The sequence below is a fragment of the Sporofaciens musculi genome (assembly GCF_009830285.1).
Classification (GTDB): domain Bacteria; phylum Bacillota; class Clostridia; order Lachnospirales; family Lachnospiraceae; genus Sporofaciens; species Sporofaciens musculi.
The window spans coordinates 5170033-5194513 of record NZ_WUQX01000001.1; the positions used below are offsets into that span (position 1 = coordinate 5170033).

The 24481-nt window shown below is 36.1% G+C and carries 26 protein-coding genes and 1 pseudogene; 3 read left to right on the forward strand and 24 right to left on the reverse strand.

Translation table 11 applies throughout. The annotated features are described in order from the left end of the window. Positions 1-36 precede the first annotated feature (36 nt). Together GN277_RS26195 and GN277_RS26200 are read left to right on the forward strand one after the other, a co-directional pair. Positions 37-312: a single-stranded DNA-binding protein gene (locus tag GN277_RS26195; RefSeq protein WP_159755686.1), complete on the forward strand. Its 276-nt coding sequence runs from the start codon at positions 37-39 to the stop codon at positions 310-312. A gap of 14 nt (positions 313-326) precedes the next feature. Next, on the forward strand, positions 327-668 hold the full coding sequence (locus tag GN277_RS26200) for a transposase (RefSeq protein ID WP_280178661.1): 342 nt from the start codon (positions 327-329) through the stop codon (positions 666-668). A 366-nt stretch (positions 669-1034) separates the two neighbouring features. Here the strand turns inward: GN277_RS26200 and GN277_RS26205 are convergent, their stop codons facing one another. The 3 genes from GN277_RS26205 to GN277_RS26220 all read right to left on the reverse strand — a co-directional run bounded on the left by GN277_RS26205 (position 1035) and on the right by GN277_RS26220 (position 4582). Next, entirely contained in the window at positions 1035-2456 is a 1422-nt protein-coding gene (locus GN277_RS26205) for a lipopolysaccharide biosynthesis protein (protein WP_244325001.1), read from the reverse strand. Between the two features lie 540 nt (positions 2457-2996). Next, positions 2997-3614, reverse strand: coding sequence for a 4Fe-4S dicluster domain-containing protein (locus GN277_RS26215; protein ID WP_159755696.1), 618 nt, complete (start codon positions 3612-3614; stop codon positions 2997-2999). Between the two features lie 14 nt (positions 3615-3628). Continuing rightward, complete coding sequence (locus GN277_RS26220; RefSeq protein ID WP_159755699.1) at positions 3629-4582, reverse strand: DUF2264 C-terminal domain-containing protein; 954 nt, start codon at positions 4580-4582, stop codon at positions 3629-3631. Between the two features lie 76 nt (positions 4583-4658). Between GN277_RS26220 and GN277_RS32620 the strand changes: the two are divergent. Further along, positions 4659-6030: pseudogene (locus GN277_RS32620) on the forward strand (IS4 family transposase). A gap of 43 nt (positions 6031-6073) precedes the next feature. Here the strand turns inward: GN277_RS32620 and GN277_RS26230 are convergent. The 21 genes from GN277_RS26230 to rpsF form a co-directional block, all read right to left on the reverse strand. Next, positions 6074-7087 carry a DUF2264 domain-containing protein gene (locus GN277_RS26230; protein ID WP_159755702.1) on the reverse strand — a complete coding sequence of 338 codons (1014 nt, stop codon included), beginning with the start codon at positions 7085-7087 and terminating at the stop codon, positions 6074-6076. Beyond that, entirely contained in the window at positions 7078-8193 is a 1116-nt protein-coding gene (locus GN277_RS26235) for a glycosyltransferase (RefSeq protein WP_159755705.1), read from the reverse strand. The genes GN277_RS26230 and GN277_RS26235 overlap by 10 nt, the downstream gene beginning before the upstream one ends. A gap of 8 nt (positions 8194-8201) precedes the next feature. After that, positions 8202-9455 carry an O-antigen polymerase gene (locus tag GN277_RS26240; RefSeq protein ID WP_159755708.1) on the reverse strand — a complete coding sequence of 418 codons (1254 nt, stop codon included), beginning with the start codon at positions 9453-9455 and terminating at the stop codon, positions 8202-8204. A 23-nt stretch (positions 9456-9478) separates the two neighbouring features. Further along, complete coding sequence (locus GN277_RS26245; RefSeq protein ID WP_159755711.1) at positions 9479-10513, reverse strand: glycosyltransferase; 1035 nt, start codon at positions 10511-10513, stop codon at positions 9479-9481. A gap of 17 nt (positions 10514-10530) precedes the next feature. Then, the gene (locus tag GN277_RS26250; RefSeq protein WP_159755713.1) at positions 10531-11016 is read right to left on the reverse strand and encodes a hypothetical protein; all 486 of its coding nucleotides are present in this window, start codon (positions 11014-11016) and stop codon (positions 10531-10533) included. A gap of 309 nt (positions 11017-11325) precedes the next feature. Further along, complete coding sequence (locus GN277_RS26255; protein ID WP_159755716.1) at positions 11326-12114, reverse strand: glycosyltransferase family 2 protein; 789 nt, start codon at positions 12112-12114, stop codon at positions 11326-11328. Next, positions 12075-12812 (reverse strand): glycosyltransferase, encoded by a 738-nt coding sequence (locus GN277_RS26260; RefSeq protein WP_159755719.1) that lies wholly within the window; start codon positions 12810-12812, stop codon positions 12075-12077. The genes GN277_RS26255 and GN277_RS26260 overlap by 40 nt, the downstream gene beginning before the upstream one ends. Positions 12813-12819: 7 nt before the next feature. Further along, the gene (locus GN277_RS26265) at positions 12820-13755 is read right to left on the reverse strand and encodes a transketolase family protein (protein ID WP_159755722.1); all 936 of its coding nucleotides are present in this window, start codon (positions 13753-13755) and stop codon (positions 12820-12822) included. Then, entirely contained in the window at positions 13752-14762 is a 1011-nt protein-coding gene (locus GN277_RS26270) for a transketolase (protein WP_159755725.1), read from the reverse strand. The genes GN277_RS26265 and GN277_RS26270 overlap by 4 nt, the downstream gene beginning before the upstream one ends. Positions 14763-14790: 28 nt before the next feature. Next, positions 14791-15441, reverse strand: a complete 651-nt coding sequence (locus tag GN277_RS26275) for a sugar transferase (protein ID WP_159755728.1) — start codon at positions 15439-15441, stop codon at positions 14791-14793. Positions 15442-15448: 7 nt separating this feature from the next. After that, positions 15449-16207 (reverse strand): SDR family NAD(P)-dependent oxidoreductase, encoded by a 759-nt coding sequence (locus GN277_RS26280; RefSeq protein WP_159755731.1) that lies wholly within the window; start codon positions 16205-16207, stop codon positions 15449-15451. Positions 16208-16213: 6 nt separating this feature from the next. Next, positions 16214-16735: a transcription termination/antitermination NusG family protein gene (locus tag GN277_RS26285; protein WP_159755734.1), complete on the reverse strand. Its 522-nt coding sequence runs from the start codon at positions 16733-16735 to the stop codon at positions 16214-16216. 179 nt (positions 16736-16914) lie between these two features. After that, entirely contained in the window at positions 16915-17469 is a 555-nt protein-coding gene (locus GN277_RS26290; RefSeq protein WP_159755737.1) for a hypothetical protein, read from the reverse strand. A gap of 316 nt (positions 17470-17785) precedes the next feature. Further along, positions 17786-18010: a hypothetical protein gene (locus tag GN277_RS26295; protein WP_159755740.1), complete on the reverse strand. Its 225-nt coding sequence runs from the start codon at positions 18008-18010 to the stop codon at positions 17786-17788. 305 nt (positions 18011-18315) lie between these two features. Beyond that, positions 18316-19335 carry a zinc-dependent alcohol dehydrogenase gene (locus tag GN277_RS26300; protein WP_159755743.1) on the reverse strand — a complete coding sequence of 340 codons (1020 nt, stop codon included), beginning with the start codon at positions 19333-19335 and terminating at the stop codon, positions 18316-18318. A gap of 29 nt (positions 19336-19364) precedes the next feature. After that, entirely contained in the window at positions 19365-21572 is a 2208-nt protein-coding gene (gnpA, locus tag GN277_RS26305; protein ID WP_159755746.1) for a 1,3-beta-galactosyl-N-acetylhexosamine phosphorylase, read from the reverse strand. A gap of 3 nt (positions 21573-21575) precedes the next feature. Further along, on the reverse strand, positions 21576-22310 hold the full coding sequence (gene nagB, locus GN277_RS26310) for a glucosamine-6-phosphate deaminase (protein WP_159755749.1): 735 nt from the start codon (positions 22308-22310) through the stop codon (positions 21576-21578). 83 nt (positions 22311-22393) lie between these two features. Beyond that, positions 22394-23011 carry a carbohydrate-binding family 9-like protein gene (locus GN277_RS26315; protein ID WP_159755752.1) on the reverse strand — a complete coding sequence of 206 codons (618 nt, stop codon included), beginning with the start codon at positions 23009-23011 and terminating at the stop codon, positions 22394-22396. 249 nt (positions 23012-23260) lie between these two features. Continuing rightward, positions 23261-23527: a 30S ribosomal protein S18 gene (rpsR, locus tag GN277_RS26320; protein WP_016221384.1), complete on the reverse strand. Its 267-nt coding sequence runs from the start codon at positions 23525-23527 to the stop codon at positions 23261-23263. Between the two features lie 64 nt (positions 23528-23591). Further along, positions 23592-24047, reverse strand: a complete 456-nt coding sequence (locus GN277_RS26325; protein ID WP_159755755.1) for a single-stranded DNA-binding protein — start codon at positions 24045-24047, stop codon at positions 23592-23594. 21 nt (positions 24048-24068) lie between these two features. Continuing rightward, on the reverse strand, positions 24069-24356 hold the full coding sequence (rpsF, locus tag GN277_RS26330; RefSeq protein ID WP_159755758.1) for a 30S ribosomal protein S6: 288 nt from the start codon (positions 24354-24356) through the stop codon (positions 24069-24071). Positions 24357-24481: the final 125 nt, after the last annotated feature.

Genomic DNA, 24481 nt, shown 5'->3' on the forward strand with positions numbered 1-24481 from the left:
TATTTCAACGCCCAGAGGGCAGGAAGGAGAAATTTTATGTCAGCAATCATTCATCTCATGGGAAAGGTTACCAAAGATCCAGCCATGCAGCAGGGGAGGAACAATGGTACGAAGTATATCTCCTTAGACCTTGCCACCTCACAAAAGAGCCAGAACGCACAGAATAACCCGGAAAATCCCTATGAATCCGTTTTCTACCAGTGTTATCTGAACAAGCATCTGGCAGAACGGCTAATCAGAACCATCGGCTCAGCCCAACATCATAAACTTAAGGAAAAGTTCCGAATTCAAAAGAAAACAGGGAAACGTTAGAATTTATTGTTTTTCTGGAGGCGGAGGGAATTCATTATTTAATGCGTCTTTCGTCCAATGATTATAAGGCAGAGCGTAAACAGATGCGGTCAGGAGATGGCAATATCATTTTAAAGCATACTTCTTCGCGTCTGCAAAAGATACGCAAAAACCACCCAGAACGGTATGCGCATATGAAAAAGAAAGGGGAAACGCGGGTAAGAATCTCAAGATCAGAGCTTCCTTCTGGAAATGAACTTTCGTTGATGACAAATCTTCCGGATAGGGTTGCATCAGAAGAATTAGCGGGTTTATATTACCAGAGATGGGAAATTGAAAAGAAATACCATACCTTAAAAAATAAAATTTCAAGCTGAATGATTCAAATGTGTAACATCTATGCTTAAGTTTATGATGTTGCGCATAGCAGGTGGTTTTTTGTTTCGCACGTCTCCGTTTTTCGGAACACGAAAAGCTCCACCGTACTCAACCGGCTAAAGCCGATAAAGAAAATGAATAGTATCACCAGAAAATGACAATACTATTCATATAAGGAACATGAAAATAGCATCGAAAAAACGGTAAATGTAAAAAAACGGCACGGAGAATGGATTTGGGCAATGACGAAAAAAAAATCATTTTACATACCAATTTACGACAATACACAGTTTATTTTACAGTCTCGAAGAATATCATATTTTCATATTCCTCCCATTATTTAATCATATATTTCTTATATATAGCTAAAACAAACGTCTATTTAAAATTTTCTCAACAAATTGAAAAATGTATATAAATACTTTTCGATTTATAATCAACACTATAAAAAATACCAAAATAGAACACCAAAAACTATTATTATACATTACAATTATTATTTGTATGATAATTAGACATATAGAACATATATCGTTTTTTCTATTCCAATTTATAATCATAATTCTTCTGGTATTAATAATTCTTATTATCCAAGTAATAAAATAGCTGATAAATGTCGAAATAGATGCCCCCATCCCTCCAAATAATGGTATAAATACAAAATTCAGACTAATGTTTGAACTAGCTGCTACAACCGTAGAAATAAATAGCATTTTTGTTTTCTTAGCCGATGTATATATTGTTCCAAGAAAGGAAGACATTGCATTAAAGTAGTACGCTAACAATAAGATCGGAACGAAAATCCAACCTTCATAGAAATCTTTTGAAAACAAAAAATTTGCCAATAATTTTGTAAAACAAATTAAAGTTGTTATGGAAATAATATTTAACGAGGAATACTTTCTATAAATGTCACTGTAAAAATCTAAAGAATCTTTGCTTCCAAAATTATCAACTGCCGAAATTTGCCAAGCACTCATAAAAATTGTTGAAATTACAGACAACATAGATGGTATTTTTTGAGACACTGAATATATGCCTGTTACACCCATTCCAGAAAAATACATTAGCATATACTTATCAGCCGAATTACTAATCCACCAATTAAGTGAATTAGGTATCATTGGAATTGAATACGAATACATTTCATAAACCAGCTTACGATTTAGCTTTTTGAACGCTAAAACTGATTTACTTATATTTGCACCAATCCACAGAATAAAGATTGTAATAATATTCGATACAATCAAAGATAATAAATATCCTGTAATTCCTGTTTTATATATAGCTAAAAAAACAATACTTAATATAATCATACTGACTGTTTGTATAACACCTGCAAAAGAATAAATCATTACCCTATTTATCCCTTTTACATACTGAGAAAGCATTATTTGAATAGCTGAAACAAAATAATAAAAAACAAAATACCAATAATATTGAGCCATAACCTTATTAATTATTATTATTGGTGAAAACGCAACCATAATGAAAGTCCCAATTAAAATTGTATATATACCAATACTAAAAACCTGGCTATTATCATATTTTTCTTCAAGCGTAAATCTCATTACCGCTTCGCTTATTAGCAATGTAAAAAAAGGTAAAATGAGGTTTACAGTCGATGTTATTAGATCCGATACCCCAAATTCATTAGTAGATAATACGTTAGTATAAAATGGTATCATTAAAAAAGTTAAAATCTTTGAAGCAAAATTTCCTAACGTAATAAACATAACATTTTTTCCTAATTTTTCATACTTCCCCATTATACCAACACCAACCATCAAATCATCTATATTCTCTTTTCAAAATACGGTATTTTACATATGCCTTAAATAGATTCCAATTAAACCGGATTCCATCTAACAATAATATCGTTCTATCTATCCCAAGTAATGGATACAATTTTCGGAAACATTCATATTTTGTTTTGGAAAATATCTTTTGATTGTTAATCGTTATTCTTAATCTTGGATTCCATTCACAAATTTTCTTATAATCGACTCCTTCTTGTATAAAAACTCAGAAGCCCTATGAAACAACATTTCACCTTTTGGAGTATTATATGCCAAAAAGGAAATACCTTTTTTTTTTTACCTCATTTTTATCAAAAATATTATCATTATTATAACCCCAAAAATCTCCTATAGTAATATCTTCTATTCGCTTATCTTGTGAAAATTGACATTCTCTACATTCCTGTCTTATCGAATATTTTAAATCATATGCAAACCAGAAAACAGACTCTTCTCTTAATTTATAAAATAATTCTTTACTATTTTTATCTATTGCATGTAAAACAGCCTTTCTTCTATTTCTAAATATTACACGATCAATCTTTCCTTTGCTTTTTGTTTCTTCATATAAAAATTTATCAGACGAAACTCCCCACATGGAAAAGACACACAAATCAAATTATCAGGATTATTAAAATAAAGCTGTACAGCAAAAACCTGACAAGGTGTCCCAATAAATAAGCACATTAATTCTTGGTTCAAATCATTTTTTATTCTACTAAAAATGTTTTCTAGTGAACTTTGCACATATTTACTTCCTTTTATAATATCAATAGCTTTCTCATCATCAATTCTACAATGGAAGAACTTCCCATCCTTTACTGCCGACCCATAAACTACACCTTTATATACTTTAAGGACAGTATATACGAGAACTGTAGCCGCCCCTCCTGATGCACATCCTTTCAATATATCTTTATTTTTTGCCAATACCGCATATGTTCTCAAAGGACTATTAAATTTCACTTTGTTTATACACTCAGCTATACAAACCTTTTTACATAAATTGCAGTTTATACACTTATCGCTGTCGATAAACGCATATCTAAACCCGTATTGATCCTCTTTATACGTTATACATTTTTGTTGACACATCTCCTTACAAGCTTCACACCCATAACATATTTCTGACAGTCTCTTTTCCAAAACACTTCTCCTATTTATTTCATTCTGCTTTTAAGTTTAGATGCACAATCTCTAATAAAACTTTCTATACGCTTTTTATAAGGCACCTTATATCCATTCAACTCTATTTTTACATCTTGTTCATAGAGCTTTATATCGACACTATGATTATGCAAGAAAATAAATGGAACTTCATCAAACATTTCCATTTCTTTTCTTGCCGTAGCGCCAAAAAAAGCACTGATCAGGCAATGCTTTCCCGGCTTTAAATTCCAATTAATATACGGCATCTTTGTATGGGGAAAAATCAAATTAGTGCCTGGCGAATTATTTGTTAACTTAAGCCGAGCATTACCATCGTAGAGAGCAGCACCGCTGCAAATACAATCCCCCATCACTTTTATAGTCTTTTTATTGATCTCCACTAGAGAATCACTTGGTATAGAAAAACCCGCATCATTTACAATAATTTCTGTATCTGTTTTAATCCGATGAATTCTTATATGCCAGGGAATTCCCACAACTATTATAGAGTTTATACAAACTCCCTCTATAGGACACCATTCCGAAACAAGAAGCTTCTCACTACTTTTACTCCATATTACATTATTTCTTGGATAAAATCTTTTTCCATCTGTCGAAATTGAAATAACAGAATCAAATCCTCCCTTTTCATAAACACACTCATTTCTTTGAACACTAAAGCCAAACATATTACTATATACAAATTTCATATATTTTGCTTCAAAATGGTCAATAAAATCTCCATAACAATTATTATTATTAAATAGCATAACATGATTTATTCCATTACGACAAATAACCATATTTTCATTCTTCATCAAAATCTTAGAAGTTAGTGTTGGAAGTATTTCTTCCTTGCACCTCCAAAACTTCTTATCTTCTCTAATTAATAAAAATATAAATATCTCAAACTTCGCACTTGAATAAGTACCTATGCACCTTGAAAATTCAATAATAACTGACATAAAAATAGCATGAAACCGTCTGGTTTTGATATAATTGAGTTGTTCAGAAACAATCATATATCCGGAGGCTCATGCTATGAATAAAAGTATAACACAAGACAATCAAAATGATAACCAGATTTCGAAATCTATCAGAAGATTTTTTACACGGTTTCATCTTTCTTCTGCATTGAAAACTGCTAATGCCTACAAAAAGAAGGGAATTTCTGCAGCACTGATTTTTCAGTATCTGTTTCTTTTGATATTTTCAAACAGAAGTATGTATATGAACCTGCTGATTGGAAAAGACTCACCGGATTTTGCAAAAGATACGGTTTATCGTTTTATGAAAATGCTCCAGATTAACTGGATTCGGTTCACAACGGTTTTATCCAGCCGAATCATTAGGGATGCCATTGCTCCACTTGATTCCGCAGACCGTGTCAACGTACTGATCATTGACGATTCCATGTTTGAACGTAACCGTTCCAAAAAGTGGAACTTCTTGCAAAGGTATATGACCATGCAAAACATTGTTATAAATTTGGTTTTCGCATGCTTACATTAGGCTGGTCAGACGGAAGCACTTTTCTCCCGGTCAACAGTGTCCTTCTCTCCACCGAAAATAAAAAGAACAGAATCAATGAAGCAAAGGAAACGGATAAAAGAACGGTTGGATATAAGCGCCGTATGCTTGCTGTCAAGAAAGGAACGATCGCCATGCTGGAACTTTTAAAATCTGCTAAAAAGGCTGGTATTCCGGCTAAATACGTTCTGTTTGACAGCTGGTTCTCTTCTCCAAAGCTCTTCATGCTGTCAAAGAAATCGGATATGATGTAATTGCAATGGTAAAGAAAACACCTAAAATGTTCTTCCGGTATAACAGCGAAGATATGCCGCTGACAACTATTTACAAGAAAAACAGGAAACGGCGTGGACGTTCCCGGTATCTGCTTTCCGTCATGGTAGATGTTGTAAAGGAAGGAAAAACCATCCCTGCCAAAGTGGTCTATATCCGTAACAAAAACAAGAGAAAGGAATATCTTTGTCTCATTTCCACAGACGTGAGTCTGAGTGAAGAAGAGATTATCCGCATTTATGGAAAACGTTGGGATATTGAAGTATTCTTTAAAGTCTGCAAGAGCTATCTTAATCTAAGTAAAGAATGCAGATCCCTATCTTATGATGCAATGACTGCCCATACAGCAATCGTTTTTACAAGATATATGATGCTTTCCCTGGAGAACCGGGAATCTAATGATACCCGTTCTATGGGGGAACTGTTTTTATACTTTTCTGATGAGATGTCTGATATCACATGGATACAGGCTTTTCAAATACTGCTTCAAATGTTCAGAACTCTGCTTGTGGATCAGATAGATATATCTGATGAAAAAATCGACGAGCTGGTAAAAGCATTTATGGATGCAATACCTGCACTTTTAAAATCGAAGCTGCAAGTGGCATAATTGACTGAACATTGACAACTAAATACTGCCAGATATTGAATTTTCAAGGTGCATAGCTAAAATCTATGTGCGAAGTTTGAGTAAATATCTTTAATGCCCACCCTGGAGAACCATAAGCATTATAATCCTCTGACATGAGAATATTAGGATAACAATATCCTACTGATAATATCCCATTTTCTCTAAATATATTTTGATTAATCCACCATGCTATGTTTCTATAAATTATTCCTTTTATTACCTTAAGATCAAACGGAAATACATCTGCAAATACACATGCACTCCAAAACGAGGCACATGCCATTCTATATGTTAAACTTCTGCCAAAAGGAACTGAATCTCCAATCTCTGAAAACCAATAAATAAATGATTTGCCAAATTCTAATGCTCTACATCTATAATTCTCCGTATATTTATTTTCAACAAACTTGCTTAAAATGAGTCCATAATAATGAAATGCAAAACTATTGTAGTAATCGATTCGACCGCTTTTTCCATCTTTATACCATCCATCTTTAATATACAAAGACTCTATAATTTTATATTCCTTTTCTATATTGATTTCTGATCCAGTAAGTGTTTTTATTACCTCATTAACAATAATTTTGAAAAAAATCCAATTATTCTTTTGAATACTAAAATTATTAATTTTTCTAAACCAACATAAAATATTCTCTTTTTCTTCTGCGCTATATGTATCCCAAGTTAAATCTTTATGAAACAAAAACATTAAAATTATTGGCGGCATTTCTACCACTCTCTGGTCAATTTTATCTATATCTCCCCAATATTCTTTAGAAGAAGAAATTAAACCCTTTAAAATTTCGTGATTAAAAAAATCCACATACTCTGATTTTTCGTCTTTATGCATTATAAAAATTATTCCAAGTGCTGTTCTTGAAAATAACTCCATAGCGCTTATTTTACTGCCATAATGAGCGAAAGGTCCTATCCTATCTATTGATACATCACATTGCTTCTTAATTTTTATATATTCTCTAATATTGTTTACAACTATTTTTTCCAATATTTTTTCAATGTCAGTTTTTAAGTACATTTATTCATCTCCGTCTTTAAATATTGAATAACCGGATTGAAACATATTTTAAAATCAAAATTTTTTTCTGCATAATTTCTAATTTGTGCTATCGCATGATCTATTCCGCAATTGTATATTTTATAATAAAAATCAATTACATCATTTACATTTATAGGAGTTTCATCTGCCGGTACTTTCATATAATAATTAAAATTATCATCATAGTCCAGTTCTGTCTCTACCCCTGATATAATAGGCAAACCTTTTGCCATATATTCTTTCCCTTTTAAAGAACTATTATAATACACCTTCGATCTGTGCCTTGCAAGTGCATCTATCCCAATATCAGAAACATTATATATCCCGTCAAGCTCTTTCCCTGTAAGTATGCCTGTAAAGAACACATATTTATTCAAATTGTATTTATCCACTAATTTTTTATAAAATTCTATACTCCTTCCTCCGCCGATTAAATATAACTGAACAATTTCTTTCCTAACATTCTTCTTATAATATATATATAATCCTTCAATCAACCTGTCATATCCATGCCAATAATTCATATTGGCTACAGCGACTAAATTGATCTCTGTATGATTTACATTTTTTCTCGCAGATATATTGTATAAATCTGAAGCATTTGATATTTTAATTGTTTTTATATCGAATATCTTCTCATCCCTTGAGTATGTAATAATTCTATCTACATATCTTTTTAAATTCACCCTATAATGCTGGTCCTTAAACATATTTATAAAAGTTCTTAGCTTTCTTAAACCTTTGTTTGAATGACTCTCATCCTCATATGGATATGTAGGAATTTCTACTAATATTTTCCCTCCTAACTTATTGACTTTTTTCATAAAATTTATCATCGCACGGTTTGCCAAAGGATATCTAAAATAATATATTTCCCCATCTGTTCTTATACTATTATAGTTACATCCATCGTTACCCATAATGATGGATAACATCTTTTTAACTTTATTTTTATATTCCAATACGCTTACTTCAACTTCGTATCCCAAATCTATAAATTCGTTTATCTGGTTAATAATTTTCTTTTCAACCCCTGTCCCATATTTATCCGGTTCATTATATATTACATAATGTAGTTTATGCATATTGTTTCTTACTCCTTTTTAAAAACAAAAAACAGAAAAATATAAGCCATAACATAAGATGTAAGATAAAATTGCCATAATGTGTATAGTTTAAAAATACTAATAGCAAACAATACATAATACGATACTACTAATAGATTCTTATTCTTTATAACTTCTCTTTCAACTTTTCCAGTAACCATCCCTAAAAGCATACTCTCAAAAAATATACCGATATATCTAAAATCCAAGTAAAAATATAGTAAATATGTTGTTAATACATTTGTGTTTGCAATACCATTTTTATAAACTTGGATTCCATTTGTCAATACACCATTCAAAAAAGAATTAATTTGTGTATAAGCCTCATTAAGAGAAATTCCAAATAATGAAATAAATTTTACAAATATATTTATTATTCCATAAAACAGAACTACTCCATACCCCTGTAACCCACATAAATCTATTTCTTTTTTATAGTGTTCAAGAACAACCAAATTAGGTGCAACATATGAGTACAGACTTTGCAAAATATTTCCTGTCTCTCTCCTTTTCTGTACATACACAATTAGAAATGCAACCAAAACAATCAAAAAGAATATAATATATTTAAATTTCCGTCGTTTTTCTCTTATGCGCTTATTCTGTGTTGATAGTACCACAAAGATAACCACAAATAAATATGTAATTAAGACGCTTTTAGACTGTGAACAGAAAAAATATATACTTACGTTTAAAACCCCAACAAATATTATAAACCATTCTTTTTCTTTATTTAATATAAGTATTGTTATAACGATTGGTATAATATATATAACAAAAGGTTCCATAACATAACTTGACAAAATGCTTTCAATTTCAGTAAATGATTTTCCCCTGACAAAATATGAATATCTTATGGAGTACCAACTAGTTCCTTGAAGCATCAATTCTATATATTTCAAAAACAATCTAAAATAGAAAATAAATACTATACTCCAAAATATTTTTATTATATTTTTATTTAAAACATAATTTTTATTTACTTTTGCATTTTTTAAAACAATTCTATATTTTAACAAATAAATTCCATAATAGCCGATTATAAATCCACTTGCGCCTAATATTACACAAGCATAAATAATTGAATCTACATTATATAAATTATAGAGTGATAGTAATGTTGCAAATGTCCCCAACATCCACATTAAACTATATACATCAATCAGATTTAACCTTTGTATCTTTATTCTCTGATTTACAATAAATACCACCAAAAAAAATAAAAGTGCAATATATTTCATGTCTTCACCGTATTTACCATCGACTATTCCATTTTTTGCTTTAATACTTTTACTGCATTAGACGGAAGATATTTGTTAAACTCCATAAGGCAGTTTATTCTCATTCTATTTATCACTTCTGAATGATTTAATGCATATACTAACTTTTTATAAAAGTCCGAATTATCTTTATAGACATATGATATACTTGTATAATTTTCTTTCATAATCTCATTATAAAAAGGATAATATGATGCAAGAATAGGCAGACCTGCTGAAAAAGCATCTAAAATAGTTCCTGGGAACCCTTCAGCTTTATATTTTGTTGGAAATATAAGCATATAATAATTTTTTAAAGTTTCCGTTGATTTGTCAGCAGAAATAATACCTTGGTAGGTAATATTACCGCTAACTTTTGACATTACAGTACTGAATTTTTCTTCAAATCCTTCTTCTATTTTTCCATAAATATCAAATAATATATTTATGGATGTTTCACGATTTACTCTTTCAATAACATTAATTGCATCCAATATACCTTTTTCTTCATCTACTCTTGCGAAATAACATAGTTTATATATATTACCAACTTTATAGTTTTTCACATCATTAATATCCTGTGGTTTTAAATTCTTAAAATTATACAAAATACTAACATTCCATATTCCTAATTTATTAAGGGACTCTTGCATATTTTTTGTCTCAACGAAAACATTGGATATTTTCTTAATATTCTCTCTATTCCTATGATTTTCTACTTCTGCCTCTCCATATGAACCAATTGCAACAAAGTGAACGGCAACTTTTTTTCTCCAATTTAAAATATTAACTACTGGAAGGATTCTATGAAAAGATTCATGTCCTGAAATAAATATAATATTCTTATAACCAACCAATGCTTTTAACAAATTAATCATAAATAATAGCTTTCTTTTCCGCCAAAAAGCCGTATCAAAACACATTATCTTTTTATAACTTTTTTCCAGTTCTTTATATAACTCACGAGATTTTACAGTTGCCCCTGTTACATTCTCGCCTTTATATGCAAAATATCCAAAAACAAAAATATCCTTTCTCATCTCACCACCTCATATTGTCAAACCTCTGTAATAAACTTAAAACCTATTTTTTTTAAAATATTTTTTATTTTTTGCCTAGTCATAGGTGTCAAAATATATTGCGATAGACGAGCTATCCGCACATAAATTGTATCAAAAACTGACAATTTACTCCTCTTTGACCGCCTAATTACAATACTTTTATTTTTAAGTGATCGATATACTTTTCTATCCCATTTACCCTTTATAATTCCATGCCATATATTAAAAATATTTTTATTCAAAATAATTCTATTTGTCCACTCGTTTTTATTCTGTAATAAAGCCATCTTTAAATATTTATGTTCAAATTCAAAATCCGTTATTTTTTCTTTGAATTCTTTTATAATAAAATTATAAGAAGCGATAAAAGCGATAAATCCAATACCATAAAATTCATTTTTTCTGATAAATCTATATAAAGAATCAGATTTTGTTTGATTTATGGGGATAAGATTGCAATACTCTATCTTATTAGCTTCCATATAGTGAAATAATTTTTCTATCTTATATTGTATAATTTTATTTCCTATAATTGCATCCCTAAAAAGCAAATATAATAATCCGCTTTCTTTTTTACTGCAGCATCATATATGCGATTTGGCAGCGTTATATCATCGGCATAAACAAATTTTTTATAATTATTATATTCACCTACACCCTGATCACATAATATGCATATATCAAACTTATTTTCATCCCAATTCTTCTCTAGCTGTTCAAAAATACATCTGCAACATCTTGATATTTAGAACTTATATTTACAAATATATTTATCTTCATTTTTACTTCCTTTATAAAAAGTACTTTTTAACTGAGTTTACAGCATATCTCAAACAATTTATATACGCCTTTACAGGGCATACTCCCTCAAATTTTACTTGAATATTCCACACTACTTTCCAATTTTTTAACTTTTTAGATGACAGAGACCTTGCCGACTTTCTATAGAGAGTTAGTGCCTCATTAATTCCATATGCCTCCCTCCCGTTTCTCATAAGCATTAACCATGTAGCATAATCCTCGCCCAAATGAAGCAGAGGCATCTGAAATTTACCAATTTTATCCAAATCCAACAGCACGCTTGATGTTGCTATCATTGTATTAGACAACAGAAATTTATAATTGATCCTCTCTTTAATTTTCCTTTTATTTTTAATTAACTTGCCATCTTTATCGATAATCTTAATTGCTGTAAATACAATTTCTGCACCTTTTTCACATATTATCTTAACTTGTTTTTCCAATTTATCTTGTTTCCATAAATCGTCACTATCTAAAAAGGCAATATACTGCCCATTCGCTAATTTAATCCCTCTATTCCTAGCCGCTGCCACCCCCATATTCTTTGGCTGTCTGTAATATCTTATATTTTCATTATTCATGAGCATTTTTTCAATTTTCATATAAGAATTGTCTGTGGATGCATCGTCAATAATTATGATTTCTATATTTTTATAAGTTTGTGCAAGCACAGATTTCACTGTTTTATCTATAAATTTATCCGCATTATATACTGGTATTATGACTGATATAAGACCTCTTATGCTCTTATTTTCACAACTACTTTTATAAAATCCCATAAACTACAATATCTTTCTTTTCTATTTCTATGAGCTACTTTAATTACTGCTTTTGTATCATCCCAGGATGTTCTTCTAATAAACTGATTATAATCTGTCCGATAATATAATAACGGCTCGCCTATATTTTTCCCCTTAATTCCTCTCGATATCATTTTTGTAAATAGAGCAAAATCTTCCCCTCTTATACTCTCCGGATATCCACCATTTTCTATGATAATACTTTTTTTAAACATAACGCTGGGATGATTGAATGGATTCCTCTGCTTTCCAAACTGATAGATATCCATACATGTCTGCGGCATCCTCTTAATACTCAGTATATTATCAATTTCCCCTGAAAACCTTGCTATATCTGTTCCAACGATTCCCAAATTATTGTCTATATTAAATTCTCTTAATTGTTTTTCACATCTCAATTTGTGTGAAATGTCATCAGAATCCATTCTTGCAACCAGCTCATTTTTACAATATTTTATTCCAACATTAAGAGCTGCTCCCAGTCCGGAGTTTTCGTTTCTTTTGATCAAATGGATAAACGGATAGTCATCTGCATACTTATCCAAAATCATTTGAAGCTTTTTCGTTAATATCCCATCTTCTACAATTACAAAATCATTGGTTTGAATTGTTTGATTAAGCATACTATCTATGCTTTGCTTTAAATAATATGGATTTTCCTTCACATATACAGACATTAAAACGCTATATGAATGATACATTCTGTAATTCCTCTATAATTCTTTTTTCAATGCTTTTCGCATCCATTCCATATTGCTGTCTCAAATATTTCTGGTTTCCCACTTTGACAGAGTATTCATCATTTACCCCTATCTTAAGAAGTGAAGCCCTCTTATCTTTCATCTCAGCTATAATCTCAGCTACTGCTGAGCCAAAGCCAGCAATAATATTGTGTTCTTCACATGTAACAATCAACTGATATCTTTTAGCAGCTTTTTCAATCGTATCCTTATCAATAGGTTTTACTGTTGGAAAGGTATATATAGCAGGATTATATTCTTTTCTGATTAGCAAATCTGTTGCTTCCTGAACTTCTTCAAAAATTGCACCTGTTGAAAAAATTGCTATTTTTTCTCCCTCCTTAACCTTTATAGCCTTACCGATTTGAAAATTATCTAACTTTTTATGAATACTTTTTTCTCCTCCACGACCAAGTCTCAAATATGCAGTTCCACTATACTTCGCCAATGCTTTAGTGCAAGCCTCTGCCTCAACTAAATCACCAGGCGCCATTACAACAACATCCGGCAACGCTCTTAATATGGCCAAATCCTCAGTTGCCTGGTGGCTCATCCCCAGAGAGCCATAGACAAAACCTCCACCGATACATACAATCTTTACATTTGCTTTATGATATGCACAATCGTTTCGGATCTGTTCCAAGCATCGCAGCGTTGGGAAATTACCGATAGAATATGTAAATACTATTTTCCCCTCTAACGCCATTCCTGCCGCCATAGATGTCATATTCTGTTCAGCAATTCCTGCATTAGTAAATTGATCTGGACATTGTTCCCAAAATGGCTTCAAAACTCCGAATCCTAAATCACCCGTGACTAATTCTATCTGTGGATTATTCTTAGCTAATTCAACTAACGTTTTAACAAATGTATCTCTCATAAAATTGATCTTCTTTCTATAGTTTCAGATAACACTTTAACACGCCGCATATTTTCTGGATAATTTGTATTCCAGGTACTCGAAACTGTATGGTCTTTATTAATATCATCTTTTTCAGTTGGATAAAGTGGATTTTCTATTCCATTGGGTGTGTAAGGGTCTTCAACACCTTCCGGTTTAACAGCATATAATTCGTTTACAGCACAATCATATTCCCAACCATCATGTGGAAATCTATAATGCCAAAGAATATTATTCTGCATAAATGACACCCCATATCCCTTTATGGTATCTGCTATAATCACTGTCGGTTTATGTATCAGGCTGTTACAGAATCCCTCTGCTTTCTTGAAAGCATCTTTTAATTCATTATGACTATTTCCATTTATTTCAATTACATGCCATCCAAATGCTCGCCACTTGTTACCAAAATTTTCTAATTCCAAAGTATTTTCATTAAAATCTAAACTTTGCATATGATTATGATCAATAATCGCTATAAGATTATTTAGCCTAAAGTGATTTGCATATAACACCGCTTCCCATACTGAGCCTTCATCACATTCTCCATCACCAAGAATTACATATACTTTGTTACTTTTTCTATTTTTTTTTAAAGCATACGCCATCCCTGCACCTGCTGATAACCCATGTCCTAATGAACCTGTCGAAAAGTCTACTCCTGGAAGATGGTGAGATACATGCCCTGATAATCTGCTGCCATTTTGATAATGTGTTTTCAATTCTTGTACTGCAAAAAATCCTTCTTCCGCTAATGCTGCATATATCGCTGCGCCCGCATGTCCTTTACTCAAAATAAATCGATCTCTTTCTTCCCATTCCGGTTCGCCAGAGTTATACTTCAAAACATCTGCAAAAAGTACCGCCACTATGTCCGCTACAGACAAAATTGCACCTATATGGCTTCCGCCAGATAAATGAGTCATCTCTATTCCATGCCGTCGAATTTTCCATGCTAATTGTTTACTTGTCCATTTTCCAGACATATTCTCCATCCTTTCAATTATTTTTTTACTACTCCTGACTGATTTTATGCTTTTCTACAATTCTCTGCACATCTTCAGGCAGTTTCTGCGAATGTGTAAGAACTTTAAAAACAGTCCAAAAAATACATTTAATATCACCCATAAAACTATGATTATACCTATAATACAGTTGTAACTTAATCTTAAGCGGCCTAACTTTCTCTAAATAAAATTTATCTGGATCATCTGCTGATGTAAAAACTTTGAATTGCTCAAAATTTGTCATTGACGCCCAATCCGTAATACCTGGTTTTAAATCAAGAATTGGTTTTTCTTTCTCCGTAAACATATTTACATAGTACTGTAATTCTGGTCTTGGTCCAACAAGACTCATATCTCCCTTAACTACATTCAATAATTGTGGCAATTCGTCTAATTTGGATTTTCTTAAAAAATGTCCCACTTTTGTTATTCGATTATCTTTATCACCAACATTCCATTTTCCATGTCCCTCACTATCCGGACGCATTGACCGAAATTTAAATATTTTAAACTCCTTACCATATTGCCCAACACGCACTCCTCTGAAAAACACTCCGCCTTTCGAGTCAACAGTAATAATAACAGCCAATATTAACATAAGTGGACTAAGCACAACTAACCCCACAAAACTAACAATAAGGTCAAATAATCTTTTCATAGATACCTCACATATTTGCACCATCAACAGGAATATTGGTCGCCTGCATGAACGATGATTTATTGGAAGCCATGAAAACGACGATACCAGCTATTTCCTCTGGCGTTCCAAACCGATTAACAGCCTGATGGTGCCTTAAAAAATCATCAACTCTCGGATGTCCTTCTTTTACAAATCTATCCCAATAAGACCCTTCAAAGGAAACTGCACCTGGCATAACAGAGCAAAGCAACACCCCTGTCGAAGCAAGCTGTCTGCCAACCGTTGTAACGTAAGCATTAAGAAAAGCCTTTGATGAAGCATATAACGGATTTCCCCGAAGCATTACTGCTGAAATAGAACTTATATGAATAATTCTCCCATAACCATGTTCAATCATTAGAGGAATCAATATACTATTCATATCAATTGCAGCAACCGCATTGAACTTTAGTGCATACCCCCAATCCTCGGCAGGACCAAGGTAATTCTTTGAAACAAGTGATCCTCCAACATTATGTATAACTACATCAAATCGTCCATATTTATTAAGAAGATGCTTTGTAAAATCTTTTATATCACACTCCATGATATTCTGTACTTCATATGAAAAAGACTCGGCACCCGCTTCTAACGCTTCTGTTTTTACATCTTTAAGAAGGTCTGATGAACGTGCGATTGCAACAATATCGCAATGTTCTTGCGCAAATTCAATAGCGATTCCTTTTCCAATACCTTTACTAGCACCAACAATAAGAATTTTTTTATTTTTTAATCCAAGTTCCATATTAATTCATCTCCTTTCCCCATCTTCCCTAAGCCTTATCCCCAAATAAATCTTCCTTTTCTTCCCCCAAAAATCCTGCTCAATACACACATACCTTTTCCTCAGCCTCTGCCTCACAATTGCGTTTCGATATCTCCCCACCGGACCATAGGCTTTCACGATCATCCCCTCGTCATCCACCTCCACCAGAGAACGCTGCACAATATGCTCCTCATTCTGCACATTTTCCAGAAAAATCTGTTCTTCCTCAGACACACTATAAAACGAATCCTCATGGTCACTCAAAAGCTTTGTAAGCCTTGGCACCCGCTTCAACTCCAAAAATAATCGTTTCGGATTATCGGTAACCACAAAAATATATGCCGGAAACAACGGCCGCAGAAAAATCTCCTGCCCTTTCTCCGTCTTTCTGACACACTCCCGATTCATGCAAAAACATTCCTCATAATATTCTTTTGAAATTATTTTCCCAATCAACCCGACCAGTTCTTCTTCTCCTCCGGTCTGGGTCTGGATTACATACCACATTTCCCCACCCCTTTTAGAAACAAAACACAATTACATATAGCCATAAAGGGCAGGCTTCGCCATATCCACAGCCATAAAAGCTCTGAACCCTTTTATTTTCATCCAGATATTACAGATTCCAACCCAATCATGGCACTAACCACAACTCAATCTTCCGAATCTGTTTTTGTCAACACATCTCAATTCTTTTCAAAAATCTCAAGACCCGCCCACACATTTCCCAACTCATGCCCTGTAAACTTCAATCGAGCCAGTCGTCTATGCCGGTCAATCTTGCCTATACGGTTCTCATTTCCTTTGAGAGGTCCCTCGGTCACCCTGGCACCTCCCTTTTGGATTACACCTCTGGACATCTTCATATGCTTTTCTTTTCCACACAAATCTCTCAGGAACATTTCGTCCTGAATCTCAAGCCGAATCAAAGAAATTTTCTGTTCCATGATATTCTGGCACTGACGTAATGCATTCCTAAGAGCTTTCTCATTGCTGCTCTCCAAAAATACCCTCTCTGGAAATAAAATACATTTTTCCAGATGCCAGTTTCCCTCATAGCGGCGCATCCTGTCATAAGTCAAAACAAATGCGTCTGTTAAGGATTTCCCCGATAAAATTCCTCTGCAAGAATCGAGTATCTGCTGTTCATCCTGCCCTTGACAGACTAATATATACCAGATAATAATCCCTTCTTTCGTGAAGTAACCTACTCTGCGAAAAATTTTTATATGTTTGTTCAAAAAAGTGGAGTGTGTAAAAAGAAATTGTTTGTTTAAAAGAACAAATTAATATTATATGGATTAATAATCTGATAATTCAAATAAAAATTTTCATTTTTTCCGTGTCTTAGTATTCTTATTTTCATAAAACCAATTTAGGTATTGAATTATTTGCTTTAGCTGGTTATAATATATGTGCTGTTTAAAAGAAGTCGCAGAGTAGGTTACTCTGCGACTTTTTTTATATACCCTATATAATTCTTGATCATCTATTTTAATAATTAAAGCATAAAACTATCTAACAGAAAATTCGTTCCACAACAATTACACTCTAAACTTAAAAATCATATAAATCCGGATTAAGCCCCGCCCTTCTCATAACGACTCTCCGTTCTTTCCTTCCCATCACCTCCAACTCCTCTGCAATCAGCCCAGACAGCTCAAACTCTGTCTTTTCCTCCTTATCTGTATCCGGACAATACAAGAACCCTATTACCTGTCCAAACATATTCAAATCCTTGCCACATCTATAATCATATACAGAACCAATAACCTCTCTCATTATTCTTCCTCCAAAAATTCGCGATAATCACTTTCATCTGCAAACAGAAGATAGCTTCCATTCACATATCCCATATAACCATCCGCTACAAAATAACCCTTCATTCCTAGCACCTCCTGTTTTCGTGTTTTCCTTAAGTTCTCTATCAGTTTACCAAAACAGGTGTCCAAAAATCTCCACACCCATACCATTTTCAACAGCAAAAAACAAGAAAAATGCCAAAAAAATGAGGATACTTCCCTGAAATTACTTCAGAAAAATATCCTCAATCCGATTATAAATCTACAAAAGCACACCCTACAACATTATGGATGCATAATAATTTTCATACACTGTTTAGACTGCATCACAGCAAATGCCTGTTCCATATCCTTCAAAGGAAAATGATGCGTAATCAGCGGCTCTACCTTTACCCTGCCGTCCTCCACAAAGTCCAGACATTCCTCGAACTCCTGTCTCGTATAGCAGATCGTCCCATAGATGTTAATCTCACGCCTTACCACTTGTCCAAGATCAACCTCCGGCAGACTGTGATACAGCCCTGTTACAGCATATGTCCCGCCCTTTTTCAGCATGTTCATAGCCGCAATCGGAACACCAGGCACACCAACGCAATCCTGTACAAAATCTGCCATCCGTCCCTTAGTAACCTCTCTAACCTTCTCAATCGGGTCCTCTTTAGATGCATTAATCGTAACATCCGCCCCCAATTTCTTCGCTAACTCCAACCGTTCTACGTCTACCTCCGTCCCGACACAGATTACCGTTTTCGCCCCACGCAGCTTGATTAGCTGCACAGCATACAGCCCGATAGGGCCTGGACCATACACAACACATACATCTTTTGATGTAATAGCAGATGCCTTGACAGTGCGGTAAGCAGATGCAATGGGGTCCACAGACGCCCCCTGGTCATAGGTGGTGGTATCCCGCATCTTCCGGCAGACCTTTGCCGGAACCCTTACATATTCCGCGAAAGCGCCGTCCACATGGATTCCCGTTTCCACCAGATGATCGCAGAGCACTTCCTTTCCCTCAATACACATATCACAGTCCCCGCACCCAATAACAATACACGGTGTCACACGGTCTCCCACTTTCAGATTCTTCACACGTGAACCGACCTCCACAACGTCTCCGGCAAACTCGTGACCCGGAATCAACGGGTACGGCACCTCCCTGGTGCCGGCAAGTATAGGCCCGTCCGTTCCACAGATTCCAACAGACCTTACCTTGATGATTACATCATCCTCCCGCAAAACAGGATTCGGCACCTGCTTAACCGCAAATCCCTCTCCCGCGTGCTCTTTTACTACTGCTAACATACTTGTCTCCTCTGTACTCAGCCTATACTTTATATCTCATACCAAATCATCTCATTTGCCCCTAGGTCAAGCTCAAAGCTCGTTCCATCTCCTTTGTACACCGTTGTGCTCTGGGGTTCATAGGTATTATTGACCACACAATATTTCCCATTCTTAATATAGGCGTGAACCTCCACATTGTAATTACTGCTGAACCATTTCTTAAGCTCATCCTCAGAGCTTGAAGCCCACAAAATCGCCCGATACAGCAATCGGCTGTTTTCAAAGCTATAGGGAAGACCGCTGATGTACACGCCGCGCCCCTCTCCAAAACCATTTGCCGCAAGCTGCACTTCCTTATCCCGCTGGCAGATTACAGTGGTCCCATCCAATGCAAAGATATTCTTCTTACCCTCGCCAAAGTCAATATCACCTTTACAATCCTCTGTGATAAAATGCTTGTGTTCATCCCAGTTGTACTTATCCACATTCAGCGTGAATCCGGTTTCCTCCTCCACGCCAAGGACGCCGGATAACTGGAAGAATCTTCCCTGCCACTGGTAAGCAGCCGGCTCTCCGACACCGATAAAACCGCCTCCTCGGTATACGAACCGCTTAATAGCAGTCACAATTCCTTCGTCCTTCCAGTTCTCTCCGCCTGTATACGCCGTATAAGCATCTCCTACATTGAGAATCACGTCAATATCATCCAGCATCGACGGATTCTCCCTAATATCCTCAAAACTAATAAACCTCACATCAAAAGGCGCGCCGCTTAATGCTTCAATAATCCCCGCATAGGAATAGTTCTGCTTATAGTACAGAGCGTGATGCACCATATGGTTGCCCCATGCCCGCATACGTCCCCAACTGTTCAGTACTGCAACCCTTTTCACGCAATGAGCCGTCGTTCCTTTGATATTCTCATACAGGACACGGAATTCCTCACAAACCTCCTCCACATAGTCGATAAACTCAGGAAACTCCATAGCAAGCTTAAGATAACCGCCATAGCCGATACGGTCAATCGGTTTTCGTAAGATTGCCCTTCTCGCCGTCACCCAGTTCACCTTGGCCTCTTTCACCGGATCGCCGCCCTCATGGAAGGTATCTGGAAAGAAATACGGCAGAAAACGCCCTTCTGTATATTTTACACCCTCAATGTCACTGATTAATCTCAATGTAGCCCCATTGCCCACACTTCCAACCACGGCGTCCAGGCCGATTTCCTTGAATTCGTCCATAAACGGCTCCATGCCAATCCAGTGATCTCCAAGGAACATCATAGCCTCTTTCCCACACTCATGGGTAATATCAACCATCTCTTTCGCCAGCTTCGCTACCTCCCGCCTCTGGAAATCCTGAAAATCACGGAACTCCTTTGACGGAACCCGATAAGTATTGTTCATATAGCCCTGGTCAATAATATATTCAGGCCGGAAGGGATATCCCACCTCCCGCTCGAACTGCTTTAAAATATAGGGGCTGACTGATGCCGAATATCCGTACCAGTCCACGTATTTCTCACGGGCAAATTCATCAAAAATCAGAGTAAACTGATGGAAAAACGTTGTATAGCGTATCACATCAATATGCGGGTTATCTGCAATGTATTTCCGCAGTCTCTCCATGGAGAATTCCTTCGTCTTAGGCTGACGCACATCAAACGTAATCTGCTTCTCCACGCCTTTCCAATCATTGGTTACTGCATTATACATATGCACCGGATCCCACATAATATATGCAAGGAAGCTTACCGTATAATCATGGAACTCCTTCGCCCCTGTAATCACCACATCGCCGGTATCCTCCTCATAGTGCCACTGCTCCTCCGGCTCAATCTCTCCCTCTCTTATACCAAAGCATGTACCTTCTGCCGGAATCACTTCCCCTGTGGTACGGTCAATAACCTCCCACCATCTACTGATATCATCTCTTGAATTCACGGCAAGCATATCTGGATACAGGTGGTTCATCAGATGAATCCTAAGAGTGCTCTCCACAGCATTGTAAAACGGCGTCATAATATACATCTGCTGGATCTCATCCGGATGCCCCTTTGCCCATTCATTATCTTTCCTGGTCGTATAATATGTGGAATAGACCTTGGCATCCACATTCCTTAATTCTTCCGGATACTCTGTCCCGTCACAGTCACGGATTGCATCCGCTCCCCATCGCTTCACAAGCTCCAATGTCTCCGGAACTACATCCACATCTGTCGGAATCGTAACCCGACCTCTCCTGCGCTCACTCATCTTTTACTCCTGTGGAACCTTAGACAATGCAGCCGCATCTGCTACGATTGTCACATCATTATGCATCTGAAGAATAGAAGCCGGAACTGACGGCGTCACAGGCCCGAAGAACGCCTTTGCCACGATATCTGCCTTATCCTCTCCGCTTACAACTACCAGAATCTTCTTCGCACGCATAATTGTACCGATTCCCATGGTATACGCCTGTCTCGGAACATCATCCGCAGAAGCAAAGAATCTCTTATTCGCCTCAATCGTGCTCTCCTGCAGGTCTACACAGTGAGTCTCCTTGTCAAATGCATCCGCAGGCTCATTAAAGCCGATATGCCCGTTATGTCCCAGACCAAGAAGCTGCAGGTCTACACCGCCAAGGGAACGAATTACCTCCTCATACTGGGCGCACTCTTTTGCGCTGTCCTCCTTGGTTCCGTCCGGCAGATGTGTATTCTCCGGTTTAATATTCACCTTATCAAAAAGATGCTCATGCATGAAATAATAATAGCTCTGGTCATTCGTGCGGGGAAGCCCCTTGTACTCGTCAAGGTTCACAGACTTCACCTCAGAAAAATCTAACTCCCCTGCCTTATTCTTCTCAACCAACTGCTCATAAGTCCCAATGGGCGTAGAACCTGTGGCCAATCCCAGAACACAATCCGGCTTCATAATCACCTGGGCTGCAATCACATTTGCCGCCTTCCTGCTCATCTCATTGTAATCTGCTGCTTTGTAAATCTTCATCAAAATACCCTCCTGATTTAATTTCTTTTATATCTGCCCTCATAAGAGGAAAATATACCATCTGCCTGTCATTTTGCTTATCTTCAAATAGTCTCTGCAATTACTGCCTCCCCGAAATATTCCGGCATATGAAAACTCGGAATCTCCGAATGGATTGGGAAACAGGAGGCATAATGCTCAATCTCCTTTGCCTCTGATATCTTATAGAAATTACAGGAAAACCTGCTTCCCCTTCCCAAATTCAACGGTCCATAAATCTCCTCCAGAATCTTTAGGGGAATGTGGAGTTGAAAATTCCAGCGTTCTTCTTCCACCGCTGCATTACAATCAAATGCCTCCAACTCCTCCTTGGTAAAAAACGTCCGATATGTCCGCCCGCTGCCATAGGCTGCCAGCAGCGCACCGTTAGCATTTACCTCAAAATTCAAGTAAACCGCTGAACCACGCCCCCCTCTTTCTGTCTCAAATTGAAAAAAAGCCTCCATTGCGCTGTCCCTGTAGACAGGGTCCAGAACATTTTCATATGTGCGAAGAGGCTCCTTTTCTTCACATACCATCTTCAGATAAAAGCCCTCCTTTGGAACAAACCCAAGATATCCATATGTCTTTGGAATGGATTGGGTCCCCCACAAAAGCTGTTCCACATAGAACGGCTCTACATCTTCCAACTCTTTTTTACTTCCAATCACTTCAACTATCATAGATAATCCTTTCATCCCCTAAATGAACACACCTTCCTCGATCATACCAATTTCCGCCCTTACTGCTGTCCCTTACACATAATGTACCAAAAAAACCAGCGGAAAGCAAGGTCAGGGAAATGTAAATATACAATTATACAAGAAAAATCAACAATTATGCCAGAAGCTTCGGCACCTTGCTTATACTGCAAAAAAGCTGCCAGGAAACTGAATTCCTGGCAGCCCGTATCTTCATGTACTTATCAGCGATTATTCCTGTACGTATGGCATCAACGCAATATGACGCGCTCTCTTGATTGCTACTGTAAGAGCTCTCTGATGCTTTGCACAGTTGCCTGTGATTCTTCTTGGAAGAATCTTTCCTCTCTCAGAGATGTACTTTCTTAACTTCGCTACATCCTTGTAATCGATCTCATTATTCTCCTTACCGCAGAATACACATACTTTCTTTCTTCTGCGTCCGCCGCCTCTTCTCTTGAAGCCGCCTTCCGGACGATTGCCTTTATCGTAAGCCATGGTCATTACCTCCTTATTTCATTCTCACCGAAGCCGGCGTACGCTGTACACACGCCTTCGAGTCCTAATTAAACGGTAATTCTTCATCAATTCCATCCGGAATATTCATGAAGCCGTCACCTGCATCCGATACGGGAGCCGGCGCTGGTGCCGGTGATGATGGCGCTGAACGGAAACCTCCTGCATTAGCATCGCTTACAGCCTTGCTCTCAGCGAACTCCTGCTCCTCAACCACAACCTCAGTCGTATAAACCTTCACACCGTCCTTATTGGTATAGCTTCCTGTCTGAATCCTTCCTGTGATTACAACCTTAAGCCCCTGACGGTAAAATCTCTCAGCATGCTCTGCCGCTTTTCCAAAGGCTACGCAGTTGATAAAATCTGCGGTTGCCTCCTGGTCCCTCTTGAATCTGCGGTCAACGGCAAGGGTATATCTTGCGATTGCCAATGAGTTCTCTCCCTGAGAATACCTCACTTCCGGATCTCTTGTTAAGCGTCCCATCAAAATTACTTTATTCATATAATTACCTCTACTTCCTGCCTATGCTTCCTGTCTAACGCATAAATATCTGATCACGTTGTCCATAATGCGGATTCTCTGTTCAATCTCGCTTGGAACGTTAGCTTCAGCATCGAAGTGGATGAAATAGTAGTATGCTTCTCTCATCTTCTGAATCTCGTAAGCTAATCTTCTCTTACCCCATTCATCGACATCAGAGATCTGGCCGCCGAAGCGCTCTACTAACGCTTTCACCTTCTCGACTACCTGTGCTCTCTCGTCATCTTCGATCTTTGCACTGACAACAACAGCTAATTCGTATTTATTCATGTCGTCTCTGCACCTCCTTCTGGTCTTTTGGCCCGCGTACTCCTGAAAATATACCTTAACGCGAGCAAGGATATCTGTCGTCTGTAACCGACAAATTCATTGTATCACGGTTTATTATAATATCA